Raw genomic sequence first — 15,677 nt, 5'->3', positions numbered from 1 at the left:
CAAGAAAGGAACGCGGCCATTTCGCGATAGTTTGAGAAATAATATCCTATTCTTATTTATAGAAATGCCTTCTCAGGAGAATAGTTTTCCACTATGTAGCGGCACACGGAGGTCCTTCATGACGCTGTTCGAAGCACCGGCATTCGCCCCCGCAGGCCAGCCGACCGATATTCATTCCGCGGCGCAACATGCGCTCGCAGCCGAACTCGACCACAAGCTCGCAGAGCTGACGACGCTCGAAGAGCGCCTGTCGGCAATCCGCGCAGCCGTCGACGGCACCGTCTCCTTCTCCACCAGCCTCGGCATCGAGGATCAGGCGATCACGCACGCCATCGCGGTGAGCGGAACGGATATCGACATCTTTACGCTCGACACCGGCCGGCATTTTCCCGAGACGCTCGACACGCTGTTCGATACCGAAGGCAAGTACGGCATCAAGATCCGTGTGATGTTCCCTGAGTCCGCCGAAGTCGAAGAGCTGGTTGAAAACGACGGCGTCTACGGTTTTCGCTATTCGATCGAAGCGCGCAAAGCTTGCTGCGAAATTCGCAAAGTCCGTCCGCTGAATCGGGCGCTACATGGTGCTGCTGGTTGGGTGACCGGTTTGCGCCGCGAGCAGTCACAGGGCCGCTCGCATGTTCCATTCGCGAGCTACGATCCTGTGCAAAAGCTCATCAAACTCAACCCAATCGCTGACTGGTCTCTTGAAAAACTCGAAGACTACGTTGCAGCCAACAAAATTCCCGTGAATGCTCTGCATGCGAAGGGATTCCCGTCGATTGGATGTCAACCGTGCACACGCGCCATCAAACCGGGTGAAGATATCCGTGCCGGCCGCTGGTGGTGGGAAAACGAGAACGGCAAAGAATGCGGACTTCATACGCAGCCCCAAGACCCTGGTTTCGAACCGAAGGACCGCGCGGCATGACGGCCTCGCCATCGCATCTTGATCTGCTCGAAGCAGAAAGCATCCACATTTTCCGCGAGGCTGCAGCGCAGTTCCGCAAGCCCGTGATGCTCTATTCTATCGGCAAGGATTCGACCGTCCTGCTGCACTTGGCGCGGAAGGCCTTCTTCCCGCAGGCGGTGCCGTTTCCGCTGCTGCACGTCGACACGACGTGGAAGTTCAAGGATATGATCGCTTTTCGCGATCGGACGGCACGTGAACTCGGTCTCGATCTGATCGTTTACACCAATCACGACGGCATCAAGCGCGGCATCAATCCGATTGATCACGCGCCTTCGATCCACACCGACGTGCTGAAAACACAGGCCCTGAAACAAGCGCTCGACAAATACGGCTTCGACGCGGCCTTCGGCGGTGCTCGCCGGGACGAAGAAGCGAGCCGCGCGAAAGAACGCGTTTTCTCGTTCCGTGCCCCCGGCCATCGGTGGGATCCGCGCAAGCAGCGCCCCGAGATGTGGAACCTGTTGAACGGGCGCCTCGGTACCGGCGAAACCGTGCGCGTCTTCCCAATGTCCAATTGGACCGAAAAAGACGTTTGGCGTTACATTCTGCGCGAAAAGCTCGATGTCGTTCCGCTCTACTTCGCGGCCGAGCGGCCGACCATCGTGCGCAACGGGCAAATCCTGATGCAGGATGACGAACGTCTGCAACCGCGGGACGGCGAAAAAGTCGAGATGCGCAAGATCCGCTTCCGCACGCTCGGCGACTACCCGCTCACCGCAGCGGTCGAATCCGAAGCCGAAACGATCGAAGCCGTCGTCGCCGAAACGCTCAACGCGCAGACGTCGGAACGCCAGGGCCGTCTGATCGATCACGACCAAGCCGGCGCAATGGAAAAGAAGAAGCAGGAAGGCTATTTCTAATGTCGGTGCACGCCCTCCATAAAATTCAGCCCGCCGCCAACGAGGCGCCACGCCTGGAAGTCGTGCCGAACCTCGTGCGCGATCTCGGCGGCATTACACACCTGCTGACGTGCGGATCTGTTGACGATGGCAAATCGACGTTGATCGGCCGCATGCTGTGGGATGCTTCCGACCTTTACGAGGATCAGCGCGAGAACGTCCGCAAGTCGGGCCGCAAAGCTGCGGGCACCGATCTCCCCGATTTCTCGATGCTACTCGATGGCCTCGTCGCAGAGCGCGAGCAAGGCATCACGATCGACATTGCGTGGAAATATTTCGACACGCCGACGCGCCGCTTCGTCATCATCGATTCACCTGGCCATGAGCAGTACACACGCAACATGGCGTCGGGCGCATCTCACGCCGACGTCGCGATAGTTCTGGTCGATGCCCGCTCGGGCGTGAAGAAGCAGACCAAGCGACACACGGCCATCCTCGATCTCGTCGGCGTCAAGCACGTCGTGCTCGCCGTTAACAAGATGGACTTGGTCGGCTGGTCGGAAGACGTGTTCCGCAAGATCGAAGCCGACTTCCGCACGCTCTGCTGGAAATTCAATTTCTGGGACGCGACCGCCGTGCCGCTCTCGGCTGTGTTCGGCGACAACGTCACGACCCAATCGAGCAACATGTCCTGGTACACCGGCCCGACGCTCATCCAGCACCTGGAGAAGACGCCGAGCCGCGTCAGCGAAGCCGGCTCCGTGTTCCGCTTCCCCGTGCAGACGGTTCTGCGCGACAGCCAGGATTTCCGCGGCCTCGCAGGCACCGTCACGTCCGGCTCGATCAAGGTCGGCGACGAAGTCATCGACACGCTAAGCAACGCAGGTGGCAAAGTCGTTCGCATCGCCACGATGAATGGCGATCTGCAAAGCGCCTCGGCCGGCCAGGCCGTCGCGCTTCAGCTCGATGTCGATATCGATGTCTCGCGCGGCGCGGTTCTCTCGAAGCGTGATATGCTTCCCGTCGCGGCCCAGACCGTCGAAGCGCGTTTTGTTTGGTTGTCGGAAGATGCCTTCAGCCCCACCGCAGGTTATCTGCTGCGGACATCGACTGATCTCATTCCGATCTCGAACATCGAGGTCAAGGCGCTTCTCGATCTCGAGACTATGGCCTCGCGCCCGGCGCGCAGCTGCGGTGCCAACGACATCGCCATCGCCAAAATCTCATTGGGACGCGCTGCAGCCATCGACGTCTTCACCGAAACGCCTGAAACCGGCACGCTGCTGCTGGTCGATTCCGTAACCGGCGCAACGATGGCTGGTGGCGTCGCGACGGCTGTCAGCGCCAAGGCAGAAGAGCCGACCGAAGGTCACTTCGTCCTGAAGCGTGACATGCTGGCGAACGGCCTCAACCGCGACCTGTCGATGAGTTCGAAAGATCGCGAAGAGTTCATGCGGCGCGCAAACGAAGTGGCGATTATTCTCCGTGCGGCCGGCATCGCCGTCGCCATTGAGCCGCCACCCCCCGTCGACGACGGCATGGATCCTGGGCTTTAGGTTTCATCACGAAGTCATCCTCGGCAGAAAGTCGAGGATGACGGCCCTGCTCACCCCATTTCAACGAAACTCCAAGATTGCAGACGGCGGCGATCTCGCGTAGGTCTGACTGTCACGTTCCCTGCGGAATCCCATGCCGGAATTCGATCTCAGCACTCTCTGGCCCATGGTCGTCGCTGGCGGCTTCGTCGTCGGATTTCTTGTCGGCCTGACAGGCGTTGGCGCCGGCTCGCTGATGACACCATTTCTCATCACGCAGATCGGCGTGCCGCCAACGCTCGCCGTCGGAACGGACCTTCTTTTCGCATCCATCACGAAAGCCTCGGCCGCGTGGCCGCATCATAACTTCGGCAACGTCAACTGGCGCCTTGTCGGATGGCTTGCAGCCGGAAGCGTTCCAGGCTCGCTCGCGATGCTGGTGCTACTGCATCTCCTTGATCCCGACACCACGGCTCTCGGCCTGTTCATCAAGGAAGCGCTGATCGCGGCCCTGATCATCAGTTCCGTCGCCATTCTGATTTATCCGCTTGTCGTCCGCGGTCGCGCACAGGTCGGCGAGCCCCCCGAATTCAAAATCCGCTACTTGCCGACGCTTCTTCTTGGGCTGACGTTGGGCTCGATTGTAACTCTGACGTCGGTCGGAGCAGGCGCGATCGGCGTCGTGGTCCTGACGCTGCTTTATCCGACGCTCAGAACTCGCCGTCTGATCGGGACCGATATCGTCCATGCCGTGCCGCTGACGCTGATATCGGGCCTCGGCCACCTGTCAATCGGCAACGCCAGCTTTGCGCTGCTGGGCCTACTGCTCGTTGGCTCGATCCCCGGCATCGCCATAGGCTCGCGTCTCACAGGCCTGCTGCCTGATTGGCTGCTGCGCGTGTTCCTTGCGCTGATCCTGTGCTTCGCCGCCTATCAGCTCGCACACAAATTATAGCGCACATACCAACAACGTCATCCCGGCGCAGGCTGGGACCCAGTCCAATCCCAACCTTCGTCATATTGAGACTTGCCGGAGTGCCGATCTTCGTCGGCACGAGACAGATCGAAGCGATTTTTTGCGCTTGGCGGCCGGCGCGCGGAACGCGTGTCGCCAAGCGCAAGAAAAGAGTTCAAACCAGCTTCACGTCCGCGTGGAACTGATTGCCTGCCGTCGTCTCTTTCACATAGCCCGACCGGATCGCGAAATCGCCAAAGCGCTCGCCGTCATTCCGCGTCTTTGCGTAATTGATGAAGATCGGCTCAAGCAGTGACACGATCCGCTGCTTGTCGACGTCCTGCGCGTAAAGCTTCGACAGCCGCGAACCGTTGAAGGCCGCACCGAGATAGAGGTTGTAAAGCCCTGGGTTACGCCCGACCAACCCGATTTCGGCCAGATACGGCCGCGCACAGCCATTCGGGCACCCCGTCATGCGGATGACGATATCGTCGTCTTTCAGACCCGCGCGATCGAGGCTCTCCTCAAGCGCGGTTACGAGATCGGGCAGGAACCGCTCGCTCTCCGCCAGAGCAAGACCGCATGTCGGCAACGCCACACACGCCATTGCGTTGCGGCGCAGCCCCGAAGAGACACCGAGTTCAACGCCATGCGACGTCAGAATGCCTTCGATCTTCGCCTTCGATTTTCCCGGCACATTGGCGAGGATGACGTTCTGGTTCGCCGTGCAGACGAAATCACAAATACCGAGATCGGCAATCTCGCGCAGCGCCGTTCTCAGCGTAAAACCTGGCCGATCCTTGATGCGGCCGTTCTCGACGAACAGCGTCAGATGCCAGGGCTTATCGGCGCTCTTCTTGCCGTCGATCGTTTGCCGCCAACCGATCTTGTCGCCCGTGCTCGCAAACTTGAATGGCTTCGGCTTGCCAAGTTTGAACCCTGCCCGCTTTTCCACTTCCTCGCGGAAGTTGTCGAGCCCGCGATCCTCGATCGTGTATTTCAAACGCGCCCGCGCCCGGTTCTCGCGGTTGCCCCAATCGCGCTGCACGGTCACGATCTTTTCGGCGAGCGTAACGGCCTGCTCCGGTGTGCAGAAACCAAGCAGATCGGCGGTGCGCGGAAACGTATTCGGATCGCCGTGCGTCATGCCCATTCCGCCGCCGACCGTCACATTCCAGCCGACAAGCTCGCCCTTCTCGACGATGGCGATGTAACCCAGATCGTGCGCGTAAATATCGACGTCGTTATCTGGCGGCACCGCCACGACGACTTTGAATTTGCGCGGCAGGTAATGGACGCCGTAGATCGGCTCGACATCCTCTTTCGCCGGACCCGATTTATCTTCGACCTTCTCGCCGTCGAGCCAGATCTCGTGATAGGCGCCGGTCTTCGGCAAAAGATGCTCGCTGATCGCTTTGCCGAGATCGTAAGCTTGCCGATGGGCTTTCGACAAATCGGGATTGGCCGCCGTCATGACGTTGCGGTTGACGTCGCCGCAGGCTGCAAGCGTATCGAGGCAGATGTCGTGAAACCCCTGCATCGTCCGCTTCAGGTTCGACTTGATGACGCCGTGAAACTGAAAGGTCTCGCGTGTCGTCAACCGCATCGAACCGTTGGCGTATGTGCTCGCGATGCTGTCGAGGCCGATCCACTGCTTGGCGCCAAGGAAGCCGCCGGGAATGCGCAGTCGGATCATGAAGGCGTAGGCCTTCTCGAGCTTCTTCTTGGATCGCTCGCCGCGCACATCACGGTCGTCTTGAATATACGAACCGTGGAACTTGATAAGCTGCTGATCGTCCTCGGCGATGGCGCCGGTCTCGACCTGCCGCAATCCTTCAGCCAGCGTCCCGCGCAGCTGATGGCTCTTCTCTTTGATGAACTCGTTCTTCGAGCGTTTATCGGTCATTTCGACTGTTCCCGGCATTCCCCTCTCCGATCGCCCCTGTGATGGGGAGAGGGACATTCAATTCTTAATACACGTCCCGTTGATAGCGCCCAGCCTTCGTCAGCTCCTTGAGCTTGGCGCGGCCGGCTTCTTCGTCACCCTTCAGCGGCTCGGCGAGAATCTTGACGAGCATCTGATCGACGTCCTTCGCCATGCCCTTCTCGTCGCCGCAGACATAGATGTGCCCACCCTCTTCGAGCCACGCGCGGAGATCGTCGCGACGCTCCCACAGGCGATGCTGCACGTAAATCTTCTCCGGCTGGTCACGCGAGAAGGCCACGTCGATCCGCGTGAGATCGCCCGACGCCAGATAGTCCTGCCATTCGAGCTGATACAGGAAATCGTTGGTGAAGTTGCGTTCGCCGAAGAACAGCCAGCTCTTGCCCTTTGCACCGTCCGCAACGCGCTCTTCGACAAAGGCGCGATAAGGTGCAACGCCCGTGCCTGCACCAATCATGATGATCGGCGTATGCCCATCGGGCGGCAGACGATAATGCCGGTTCGACTTGACGTAGAGACGCGCCGTCTGTCCGACTTTTCGCCGCTCACCGAGGAACGTCGACGAAACGCCCTTGCGAACACGGCCGTGAGATTCCCAGCGCACCGCACCGACGAGCAGATGCGCTTCACCCGGATGCGCTTTCAGGCTCGACGCCACCGAATAAAGCCGCCCCGGCAATGGCCGCAGCAAGCTCGTCAATTGCTCAGCCGTCAGCTTTTCCGGATAAGCCTGGAAGAAGTCGATGAGCTGCCGATCTGAAGCGAACTTCGGATAGGCCTCGCCTTCAAGCAGCGCCTTCGCGTCAGCGCGTCCCGTCAGCTTGGCGAAGTTCTCGACGAACGAGCGCGACAGCGTCGTGACGTCATAGGATTTCTGCAGCTTCAAAAGCAGCGCCGCGTCTGAACCGAGACCAACCGCCTGCAGCACGTCGTCAACGAGCGCGGGATCGTTCTCCGGGTACATGCCGATCGCGTCGCCAGGCTTGTAGGTGAACGCCGGATCGTCGAATGCGAACTCGGCGTGCCACGTCTCGCGCGTCGAGCCCGTGCCGTTCAAGTTTACAAGAGCGGAAATCTCTGCTTCGAGCGGATGCTCGGCCGTATATTTCGGCTCATCATCATCGGCAAACTGAGCAGCCGCCCCGAAATCGACATGGACGACCGTGCCGCTCGCCGCCTCTTCCTTCGGCGCGAGTTTCGCGAGCGCGTTTTCCGTCCAGTCTGCCGCCTGCTTCACGTAATCGAGATCGAGATCGACCCGATCGAACGACCGTACGCCACCGAGTTCTTCAAGACGGGCATCGATGGCCCGACCGACCGCACAGAACTGCGCATAGGCCGTATCGCCCAGCGCCAGAACCGCGAACCGCACGCCGTCGATGCGTGGCGCCGCGTCGCTCATTAGGGTCTGATAAAAGTCGACCACGCGCGATGGTGGATCGCCTTCGCCCCAGGTTGCAGCAAAAACGACGATGTTCTTCGCCTTGGCCAGCAGCGCCATGTCGGCGTCGGCCATATCGAAAACCTTGGCATCGAGACCGTGCTTCTGGGCGGCCTTCTTGGCCTTGTTCGCCAGTGCTTCGGCGTTGCCGCTCTCGCTGGCATAAAGAATAGTCAGCGGCGCCCGCGGCCTTGCGGCGGGAACTGCCTGCCCTACGCTGCCACCCTGAGCCGCCTCAAAACCTGCGAAGAAACCGGCAAGCCAAGAGCGCTGCTGCGGAGTTGTCCGCGCAACTACTTTGTTCAGCATCTCTATCTCTTCCGGCAGAAACGGCGCGTTACGCGGAAGCAGAGGGGTGGCGGTCACAAAAAGCTCTCCTTAATCAGGGCCTTCAGCCCGAAATCCTTCAGCCCGGACATCAAGATGCGGGCCTAACGCGCCTTTGATCTCAGCGAAAGCCCCATCTTTGTGATCGAACCAATCACTTTGATCGATCATTTAGCCATCAATGGCTAACGGACCATCCAATAACTGGCACCAGCCCGACGCTCGTTTGCATACGTCATTTTGGAACAATTTTCTACATACCTGCGGCATTCCACCCCAAATATAAGAATAATATTCTAACGCACTAGACATTCCACCCGATTTGGATGCGCCTGCGCCGAAATCGCGAAGCTTCTACGGGAGGTGCCAGGCCGCCTCATCCGCTCCGGACGCATTTCCGAGCCGGCAATCATCCTCTCGCACATGCTCACAGAACGTCCTGGATCAGACCCACACGCAGACGTGAAGGGCATTGATTTGAAAAGAAGTCTCGAAACGTGATCTTTTGCGGTTGGTAGCGGTTCGAGCCTTGACTTTGAAAGGCCGATCCGCAGATTGGGCCGGCACAAACATAAGTGCCTGCACCAATCGAGTGGACCCTCGGCGGGGTCTGCTGAGTAGGGAAAGCAGTTCACCGCTTGGAGGAAACACCATGAAGACTTGGACGAAGCCCGAAGTTCGCGAGCAGGAAGTTGGTCTCGAAGTCACGAGCTACCTTCCGGCAGAAATCGACCTCATCTAATCAGATGAAGTCTTCGGTCTCGCAAATCTTGTGAGATACCGGCGCGGCGGTCGATTTTTGGCGAATCGGCCGCCGCAGCCTTATAGCTCTCGAAAAAGGACAGAGAGCGCTGCCGGCTTCGGCGACCCGTCGGCGTAAATCAAAAATCAGCGATGCTTATAAAAGTGCTTGGATCCGCCGCTGGGGGCGGATTCCCGCAATGGAATTGCAACGGCTATCACTCATCGCGAGTGCGCGCCGGAGAAGCGGGATATAAGGCAAGGCTGCAATCCTCTCTCGCTGTCAGTTCTGACGGCGCAAACTGGGTATTGCTCAATGCCTCCCCGGATATTCGTCAGCAGATCAACGAAACGCCCGAGCTTCAGCCGGCGCGCTCCGGTCCGCTGCGAACTTCACCCATTAAGGCCGTCGTCGTCACCAACGCCGACGTCGATCACATCACCGGCCTCTTGAGCCTGCGCGAAGGCCAGCCGTTCTCGATCTACGGCTCCGACCGTGTGCTGGCGACGCTCGCCGCAAATTCGATCTTCGACGTCCTGGCGGCAGATAAGGTCAAACGCATCACCTTCGAACTCGACAAGCCGACCCGCCTCGAAGGTGCAGGCCAGGATCTCGGTCTCGTCGTCGAAGCTTTCGCGGTCCCCGGAAAAATCGCGCTGTTTCTCGAGAAGGGCGACACCAGCAACAATTTCGGCAGTCGCGATGGCGACACGATCGGCCTCAAGATCACCGACGCCAAAACCGGCAAAGCATTCTTTTATATTCCGGGCGTCGCCGAGATCGATCCGCCGTTGGCGGAAAAAATCCGCGGCGCCGAGCTGATCTTTTTGGACGGCACGCTGTTTACCGATGACGAAATGCTGGCCCAGGGGCTGCTGAACAAAACCGGCAAGCGCATGGGTCACATCTCTGTGTCGGGCTCCGATGGCTCGATCGCCGCCTTGAGCAAGCTCAACGTGAAGCGCCGGATTTACGTCCACATCAACAATTCCAACCCAATCCTGGACGAAAATTCAGAAGCCCGTAAAGTCGTCGAAGCATCCGGTTGGGAAGTCGGCTTCGATGGCATGGAGGTCCGCCTATGAACCCGGTTAGTCTTGAAAAGAAAACCGCAGAACGGCTCGGCAACGAGCCGCCGATGTCGACATCCGATTTTGAAGCAGCACTTCGCGCCATCGGCCCCGAGCGCTATCACGACTTGCATCCGTTTCATCACATGCTGCACGGCGGCAAGCTGAATAAGGGCCAAGTGCAGGCCTGGGCGCTGAACCGCTACTGCTATCAGTCAGCAGTGCCGCGAAAGGACGCCGCTCTTGTCAGCCGCGTTTACGACCGCGAACTCCGCCGAGAGTGGACACATCGCATCCTCGATCACGATGGACTGCTGCCGGATGAGCAAGGTGGCATCGAACGCTGGCTGGTGTTGACGGACGGCTTGGGCCTCGACCGAGAATACGTCATTTCGCGTCGTGGCGCGCTTCCCGCTACGGTTTTCGCGGTTGAGTCCTATGTCACGTTCGTTCGCGAACAGCCGCTGACCATCGCCGTGGCCTCGTCCCTCACCGAGCTTTTCGCTCCGAGGATCCATAAAGAACGGATCGTCGGCATGCTCGAAAACTACGATTTCATCGACGATAAGGTGATGGCGTATTTCAAGCGCCGGCTGACGCAAGCGCCGCGCGATGCCGATTTCGCGCTGCAATACGTGCTGAAAAACGCCAAGACACGCGACGAGCAGGAGGCCTGCATCGAAGCTCTGCGCTTCAAGTGCAACGTGCTGTGGGTGCAGCTCGACGCTCTCTATCACGCCTATATCGACGGACACATTCCGCCGGGCGCGTTCCGGCCAGAGGCTTGATTGATGAGCGAAACCACTCGCACACGCGTGATTATAGCGCCGACTTCAAAACCGGCGCTGCCACCCCACATTAAGCTGAGACACGATCCCGGACGCGGTCGCTGGCATGTTTTGGCACCGGAACGCGTATTCGAACCGGACCCGATCGCCATCGAAATCCTGAAGCGCTGCGACGGCGTCACTTCGGTCGAGCAGATCGCGAATGATCTTGCGAAAGACTACAACGCGCCTGTGCAGGAAATTCTGATCGACACGATAGCCATGCTTCAGGAGCTGTCGGACAAGGGCGTGATCAAAGCTGCTTGAGGAAATCCGGGACAGAACGGAGCTGACGTCATGAACGAAATAGCGCCGATGGAGCAATTCTCCGAAAAGCCCGTTGTCGAGGCTTGCGCGCGAGCCCCTGTCGGCCTACTCGCCGAGCTGACGCACCGGTGCCCGCTGCAATGTCCCTATTGCTCAAATCCGCTTGAGCTTGATCGCGTCAACAGCGAGCTGACCACGGAGCAATGGCAGGACGTGATGCGCCAGGCTGCCGAGCTTGGTATCCTGCAAATCCATCTCTCCGGCGGCGAGCCGACAGTTCGCAAGGATCTTGAAGACATCGTCGAGGTCGCGGCCAAGGCTGGCCTGTATACCAATCTCATCACCGCGGGCGTTACGCTGACGCGGGATCGCCTCGCACGCCTGAAGGATTTGGGTCTCGATCACGTTCAGCTCTCGATCCAGGACGTAGACGATGTCAACGCGGAAAAGATCTCCGCTTACAAGAACGGCCTCGCGAAGAAGCGCGAAGTCGGCAAGTGGGTGCGCGAGCTTGAGATGCCTCTCACCATCAACGCGCCGATCCATCGCCTCAATATCGAGAACCTGCCGAATATCATCGACTTCGCCGTCGAGATGGGCGCTGGCCGCATCGAGGTCGCCAATATTCAATATTATGCGTGGGCATTAAAGAATCGCGCCGCGCTGATGCCCACTCGCGCACAAGTTCTGAAAAGCGCCGAAATCGTCGAAGCTGCGAAAGAGCGCCTGAAGGGCGTCATGGTCTTCGACTTCGTCGTGCCGGACTATTACGCCAAAACACCTAAGCCCTGCATGGGCGGCTGGGGTCGCGGCGTGATGAACGTCACACCGCAAGGGCGCGTCCTTCCCTGCCACGCGTCGGAGACCGTCCCGGGACTTATCTTCGATAACGTTAAGGATCGCCGCTTGGCCGATATCTGGCTCAACGGCCAAGCCTTCCAGATGTATCGTGGCACGAGCTGGATGAAGGAGCCCTGCCGCGGCTGTCCGCGCGCAGAAATCGATTTCGGCGGCTGTCGCTGCCAGGCCATGGCTTTCACCGGCGACGCAGCAAATACCGATCCGGCGTGCAAGCTCTCACCCTACCACGAAGCGTTCGTGGCCGCCGCCGAACGAGAAAGCGCCGAGCAAACGCCGCCGCCATTCGTCTATCGGCGCATGAGCCCGGTGAAGGCGCCGGCGGCTGAATAATTTGTAAGAAAACGCCCGCTTGACGTGTGTTTGCGACGCAAAAGACATCCGACTAATTCACTAGTCGGTGCGGCATTCTGTTCGGGCGAAGTTCAGAAATTAAATGCCAATTTCCGGAGACTGAGCTATGAGTTGCAACGTTTCTAAAGTATCGCTCAGGCGAAACGGGAAGGAAAATTCGAAAATGCGCAAGTGGATTCTGGCGATCGCAATGATCGCTGTTGCACCGAGCGCTGGCATGGCCGCTGATGCGGCTGCCGGCGAGAAGGTCTTCGCGAAATGCAAGGCTTGTCACCAAGTCGACAAGAACGGCGTCGGCCCGCACCTCGGCGGCATCGTCGGTCGCAAGGCCGCTTCGGTCGAAGGCTACAACTACTCTGAAGCCCTGAAGAAGTCGGGCATCACGTGGGATGAAGCTGCGCTCGACAAGTGGCTCCAGGGCCCGAGCAAGGACGTTCCCGGCACGAAGATGATCTTCCCGGGCGTCAAGGATGCAACGCAGCGCGCCGACTTGATCGCATATCTCGCGACGCTGAAGTAATTCGCGCTTCGTAACGACTGCAGAAAGCACCGCGGGGAAGGGGTTCTCCGCGGTGCTTTCTTTTTATCAGAGCTTATTGAAGCGGCGTCACATCGCTGGCGTCGAGAGCTTCGATCATGTCATCGAGCGTCTTGCCGCCGATCGTGAGCGCAGGCGCGACGTCCTTGAGCGGCACAACAACGAACGCCCGTTCTGCGATGAACGGATGCGGCACGACAAGATCCGGATCGCAGATCTGACGATCTCGAATCGCCAGAATATCCACGTCGATGACCCGCGGCCCCCAGTGCCTTGTACGCACACGGCCCATATCGTTTTCGATCGCCTGACAGCGCTTCAACAACTCATGCGGCGACAGCGCGGTCTGTACGCCGACGCAGGCGTTCACGAACCAGTCCTGATCCGTGACGCCCCACGGCGCCGTACGATAAAGCTTCGAGCGCGCGACGACGATGATCGAACCGTCGGCTTCCAGTCTGCGCACGGCATCGTCGATGTTCTCGACACGGTTTCCCATGTTCGTGCCGACCGCCAGGATGGCATCAAGCGTCGGCGGCATCCCCTGCACGGCCGCCGAAGCACAATTCGTCTCCGCCATCTCAGGCTCCCATCTCAGGCCCCATGCGCGGATCAATCGTATTTGATGTACGCAAATCGCATATCGCTCTCAGGCGTACCTTCGAGACCCTTGCCTTCCTTGCCCGGCTGCCAATGCACGACCTCTTCGATCTTTTTCGCGAGTTCGAGGTCTTTCGACGTGATGCCCTTGGCCGAATGCGTCATCAGCCGCACTTCCACCCAGGCATACGAACAGGTGATGTCCGGGTGGTGCCACGCGGCCTCTGCCAGATGGCCGATTGTATTAACGACCATGAGCGTGCCTTTCCAGCTCGCCGTCTTGTAGGTGCGCCGGATCCACCCGTCTTCGAGCTTCCAGGCCGGCAAGTTGGCGGCAAGCCATGCCTTGACATCGGCTTCCGCCATCGGTTTTTCGCGTTCTGCACTCATCTTGCCCTCGACCTCCAATTATCGGACAACTCGGTTCCGAAATCCTACCGCCCCCGTAGCCAGGATGGCAAACGGCCTGAACAGGCGGAAATTCAAAAGAAAGGACTGGTTTACGTGAAGCCTATTCCGGCAACTTCTGCCGCGCTCCGCGTTACGGCTCCGGCGCGGCTGCATCTAGGCTTCCTCGACTTGAATGGCGAGATCGGCCGGCGCTACGGCAGCATCGGCATCGCCATCGATCGTCCCAGCACCGACCTCACCATAACCCCGTCGACGGAGAATTCCGCGACCGGCCCCGAAAGCCGGCGTGTCCTCAAGCTGCTGCGCAAATATACCGACGACGGCAAGTCGGGCGCTTATGCCGTCGATATTGCAGATGCCATCCCGGCACACGCGGGCCTGGGCTCCGGCACGCAGCTCGCGCTCGCCGTCGGCGCAGCCATTGCCCGCCTGCAAAGCCGCGATCTTTCCCCCGCCGATCTCGCCTCCTTGGGCGAGCGCGGCGCCCGCTCGGGCATCGGTCTCGAAGCCTTTGCTTCCGGCGGGTTCATCATTGATGGTGGCAAGGGCAAAACCGACCGACCGCCGCCGCTGACACTGCGCACGGATTTCCCCAAGGACTGGCGCGTGATGCTGATCCTCGATCCGAATTTCTCAGGCGTCTCCGGTGAAGCCGAAACGACCGCATTCTCTGGTCTACCGCCCTTCCCGGAACGTCAGGCGGCGCACATTTGCCACCTCGTCCTGATGAAGCTCGTTCCCGGCTTGAAGGAATTGGATATCGAGGCCTTTGGCTCGGCCATCACCGAAATCCAGGAAATCGTCGGCGGCCATTTTGCGTCGAAACAAGGGGGCAGCCCATGGACCAGCCGGGCGGTCGGCGAAATCGCTTCGCGGATGCGGGACATGGGTGCAACCGGCATCGGCCAAAGCTCCTGGGGGCCGACCGGATTCGCCTTCGTCGATAGCCAGAAAGCGGCAGAACGCCTCTATCATTCTTTAGGCGAAGACGCTAAACGCGACGGGCTCGAAATCCTTATCATTCATGGCCGCAACACCGGCGCCAGCATCGAAACGCTGCGCAATTCATAACGAACGGAGCATTAGAACAAATGAGCGACGCAACCCCAATCCTGCACATGCTGGCGCCGCAGAAGCATATGAGCCCCTTCGACGTGAACATGGCAGCCGACGCCGGCTACAAGGTGATCATTCCCTACATCAACGTCGAGCTTGCGGAAGTCACGGGCCTGATCCAGGACGCCATCTTCTCGCGTCCGCCGAACTACGGCGTTCGCACCGGCTTCTTCATGGGCGGTAAGGACGCCATCCTCGCGCTCGACATGCTCGAAGCCGCCAAAAAGGCGATGGTGCCCCCTTTCGAATGCTCGTGCTTCGCCGACCCGGCCGGTTCGTTCACCACGGCCGCCGCGATGGTCGCCTGCGTCGAGAAGGTGCTGAAGGAAAAGTTCGGCAAGACGTGGAAAGGCACGAAGGTTGCCGTATTCGGCGCGACCGGCGTGGTCGGCTTCGCATCCTCGATCATCTCCGCTCTTGAAGGTGCGGAAGTAAAGCTCGTTGCGCATCGCGGTATCGATCGCGTCATCAAGAACGCGAAGATTTCGAAAGAGCGCTTCGGTGTCGATCTCGAACCCGTTCCCGGCGAAACAGAAGAGCAGAAGAGCGAGATCATCGCCAACGCCGAAGTGATCTTCGCAGCTGCCGCCGCTGGCGTCCGCGTCGTCTCGAAAGAGAACATGCACAAGGCCAAGAATCTTTTGGTCATGGCCGACGTTAACGCCGTTCCGCCCCCGGGCGTCGAAGGCATGGAGCTGTTCATGAATGGCGAGAAGCTGCTCGATACCGAAACGCTCGGCGTCGGCCCGCTCGCCATCGGCGACATCAAGTACAAATGTGAATCGGGCCTGTTCAAGCAGATGATCGATTCCGACGTGCCGCTGTCTCTCGACTTCCGTCACGCGTACGAGCTGTCGAAGAAGCTCGTCGGGTTGGCTTGAG

16 protein-coding genes are annotated in these 15,677 nt (G+C 59.5%); 12 read left to right on the top strand and 4 right to left on the bottom strand.

Translation table 11 applies throughout. From position 1 onward, the window contains the following. The first annotated feature begins 118 nt into the window (after positions 1-118). The 4 genes from ACLB1Z_RS09400 (at position 119) to ACLB1Z_RS09385 (ending at position 4,299) form a co-directional block, all read left to right on the top strand. Entirely contained in the window at positions 119-928 is an 810-nt protein-coding gene (locus ACLB1Z_RS09400; protein WP_409563063.1) for a phosphoadenylyl-sulfate reductase, read from the top strand. After that, positions 925-1,830 (top strand): sulfate adenylyltransferase subunit CysD, encoded by a 906-nt coding sequence (gene cysD / locus ACLB1Z_RS09395; protein ID WP_409563062.1) that lies wholly within the window; start codon positions 925-927, stop codon positions 1,828-1,830. Before ACLB1Z_RS09400 ends, cysD begins: the two co-directional genes overlap by 4 nt. Next, positions 1,830-3,365, top strand: coding sequence for a GTP-binding protein (locus tag ACLB1Z_RS09390; RefSeq protein ID WP_013947277.1), 1,536 nt, complete (start codon positions 1,830-1,832; stop codon positions 3,363-3,365). Before cysD ends, ACLB1Z_RS09390 begins: the two co-directional genes overlap by 1 nt. A 133-nt stretch (positions 3,366-3,498) precedes the next feature. Then, positions 3,499-4,299 (top strand): sulfite exporter TauE/SafE family protein, encoded by an 801-nt coding sequence (locus ACLB1Z_RS09385; RefSeq protein WP_409563061.1) that lies wholly within the window; start codon positions 3,499-3,501, stop codon positions 4,297-4,299. A gap of 175 nt (positions 4,300-4,474) precedes the next feature. Here ACLB1Z_RS09385 and ACLB1Z_RS09380 read toward each other — a convergent pair whose 3' ends face one another. Both ACLB1Z_RS09380 and ACLB1Z_RS09375 read right to left on the bottom strand, forming a co-directional pair. Next, positions 4,475-6,262, bottom strand: a complete 1,788-nt coding sequence (locus ACLB1Z_RS09380; RefSeq protein WP_409563060.1) for an NADPH-dependent assimilatory sulfite reductase hemoprotein subunit — start codon at positions 6,260-6,262, stop codon at positions 4,475-4,477. A 7-nt stretch (positions 6,263-6,269) separates the two neighbouring features. Further along, positions 6,270-8,051 carry a sulfite reductase flavoprotein subunit alpha gene (locus ACLB1Z_RS09375; RefSeq protein ID WP_409563059.1) on the bottom strand — a complete coding sequence of 594 codons (1,782 nt, stop codon included), beginning with the start codon at positions 8,049-8,051 and terminating at the stop codon, positions 6,270-6,272. A 613-nt stretch (positions 8,052-8,664) separates the two neighbouring features. Here ACLB1Z_RS09375 and pqqA point away from each other — a divergent pair. From pqqA to ACLB1Z_RS09345, 6 genes are all read left to right on the top strand, one after another. Beyond that, the gene (gene pqqA, locus ACLB1Z_RS09370) at positions 8,665-8,754 is read left to right on the top strand and encodes a pyrroloquinoline quinone precursor peptide PqqA (RefSeq protein ID WP_013947273.1); all 90 of its coding nucleotides are present in this window, start codon (positions 8,665-8,667) and stop codon (positions 8,752-8,754) included. Between the two features lie 152 nt (positions 8,755-8,906). After that, the gene (gene pqqB, locus ACLB1Z_RS09365; RefSeq protein WP_409563058.1) at positions 8,907-9,839 is read left to right on the top strand and encodes a pyrroloquinoline quinone biosynthesis protein PqqB; all 933 of its coding nucleotides are present in this window, start codon (positions 8,907-8,909) and stop codon (positions 9,837-9,839) included. Beyond that, positions 9,836-10,612, top strand: coding sequence for a pyrroloquinoline-quinone synthase PqqC (pqqC, locus tag ACLB1Z_RS09360; RefSeq protein ID WP_409563057.1), 777 nt, complete (start codon positions 9,836-9,838; stop codon positions 10,610-10,612). The genes pqqB and pqqC overlap by 4 nt, the downstream gene beginning before the upstream one ends. Positions 10,613-10,615: 3 nt before the next feature. Continuing rightward, positions 10,616-10,918: a pyrroloquinoline quinone biosynthesis peptide chaperone PqqD gene (pqqD, locus tag ACLB1Z_RS09355; protein WP_409563056.1), complete on the top strand. Its 303-nt coding sequence runs from the start codon at positions 10,616-10,618 to the stop codon at positions 10,916-10,918. 30 nt (positions 10,919-10,948) lie between these two features. Further along, positions 10,949-12,109 carry a pyrroloquinoline quinone biosynthesis protein PqqE gene (pqqE, locus tag ACLB1Z_RS09350; protein WP_013947271.1) on the top strand — a complete coding sequence of 387 codons (1,161 nt, stop codon included), beginning with the start codon at positions 10,949-10,951 and terminating at the stop codon, positions 12,107-12,109. Between the two features lie 184 nt (positions 12,110-12,293). Next, on the top strand, positions 12,294-12,650 hold the full coding sequence (locus ACLB1Z_RS09345) for a c-type cytochrome (RefSeq protein WP_409563055.1): 357 nt from the start codon (positions 12,294-12,296) through the stop codon (positions 12,648-12,650). Positions 12,651-12,723: 73 nt separating this feature from the next. Here ACLB1Z_RS09345 and folK read toward each other — a convergent pair whose 3' ends face one another. Then, positions 12,724-13,248 (bottom strand): 2-amino-4-hydroxy-6-hydroxymethyldihydropteridine diphosphokinase, encoded by a 525-nt coding sequence (folK, locus tag ACLB1Z_RS09340; RefSeq protein WP_409563054.1) that lies wholly within the window; start codon positions 13,246-13,248, stop codon positions 12,724-12,726. Between the two features lie 32 nt (positions 13,249-13,280). After that, the gene (locus tag ACLB1Z_RS09335) at positions 13,281-13,658 is read right to left on the bottom strand and encodes a 4a-hydroxytetrahydrobiopterin dehydratase (protein WP_013947268.1); all 378 of its coding nucleotides are present in this window, start codon (positions 13,656-13,658) and stop codon (positions 13,281-13,283) included. A 114-nt stretch (positions 13,659-13,772) separates the two neighbouring features. Between ACLB1Z_RS09335 and ACLB1Z_RS09330 the strand changes: the two genes are divergently transcribed. Next, positions 13,773-14,750 (top strand): beta-ribofuranosylaminobenzene 5'-phosphate synthase family protein, encoded by a 978-nt coding sequence (locus ACLB1Z_RS09330; RefSeq protein WP_409563053.1) that lies wholly within the window; start codon positions 13,773-13,775, stop codon positions 14,748-14,750. A gap of 20 nt (positions 14,751-14,770) precedes the next feature. Next, entirely contained in the window at positions 14,771-15,676 is a 906-nt protein-coding gene (locus ACLB1Z_RS09325; protein WP_013947266.1) for an NAD(P)-dependent methylenetetrahydromethanopterin dehydrogenase, read from the top strand. Position 15,677: the final 1 nt, after the last annotated feature.

The sequence above is a fragment of the Hyphomicrobium sp. MC8b genome (assembly GCF_905067615.1).
In the GTDB taxonomy this organism is placed as follows: domain Bacteria; phylum Pseudomonadota; class Alphaproteobacteria; order Rhizobiales; family Hyphomicrobiaceae; genus Hyphomicrobium_B.
Note: the sequence above shows the minus strand (reverse complement) of the source record. Positions and strands in the feature narration are given on the sequence as shown.

Excerpts from the sequence above, each read along its gene's own strand:
- pqqC (WP_409563057.1), top strand. The coding sequence starts at position 9,836 with ATGAACCCGGTTAGTCTTGAAAAGAAAACCGCAGAACGGCTCGGCAAC.
- cysD (WP_409563062.1), top strand. The coding sequence starts at position 925 with ATGACGGCCTCGCCATCGCATCTTGATCTGCTCGAAGCAGAAAGCATC.
- ACLB1Z_RS09400 (WP_409563063.1), top strand. The coding sequence starts at position 119 with ATGACGCTGTTCGAAGCACCGGCATTCGCCCCCGCAGGCCAGCCGACC.
- ACLB1Z_RS09380 (WP_409563060.1), bottom strand. The coding sequence starts at position 6,262 with ATGTCCCTCTCCCCATCACAGGGGCGATCGGAGAGGGGAATGCCGGGA.
- ACLB1Z_RS09325 (WP_013947266.1), top strand. The coding sequence starts at position 14,771 with ATGAGCGACGCAACCCCAATCCTGCACATGCTGGCGCCGCAGAAGCAT.
- pqqB (WP_409563058.1), top strand. The coding sequence starts at position 8,907 with ATGCTTATAAAAGTGCTTGGATCCGCCGCTGGGGGCGGATTCCCGCAA.
- ACLB1Z_RS09390 (WP_013947277.1), top strand. The coding sequence starts at position 1,830 with ATGTCGGTGCACGCCCTCCATAAAATTCAGCCCGCCGCCAACGAGGCG.
- ACLB1Z_RS09335 (WP_013947268.1), bottom strand. The coding sequence starts at position 13,658 with ATGAGTGCAGAACGCGAAAAACCGATGGCGGAAGCCGATGTCAAGGCA.
- pqqE (WP_013947271.1), top strand. The coding sequence starts at position 10,949 with ATGAACGAAATAGCGCCGATGGAGCAATTCTCCGAAAAGCCCGTTGTC.
- pqqD (WP_409563056.1), top strand. The coding sequence starts at position 10,616 with ATGAGCGAAACCACTCGCACACGCGTGATTATAGCGCCGACTTCAAAA.
- ACLB1Z_RS09385 (WP_409563061.1), top strand. The coding sequence starts at position 3,499 with ATGCCGGAATTCGATCTCAGCACTCTCTGGCCCATGGTCGTCGCTGGC.
- pqqA (WP_013947273.1), top strand. The coding sequence starts at position 8,665 with ATGAAGACTTGGACGAAGCCCGAAGTTCGCGAGCAGGAAGTTGGTCTC.
- ACLB1Z_RS09345 (WP_409563055.1), top strand. The coding sequence starts at position 12,294 with ATGCGCAAGTGGATTCTGGCGATCGCAATGATCGCTGTTGCACCGAGC.
- folK (WP_409563054.1), bottom strand. The coding sequence starts at position 13,248 with ATGGCGGAGACGAATTGTGCTTCGGCGGCCGTGCAGGGGATGCCGCCG.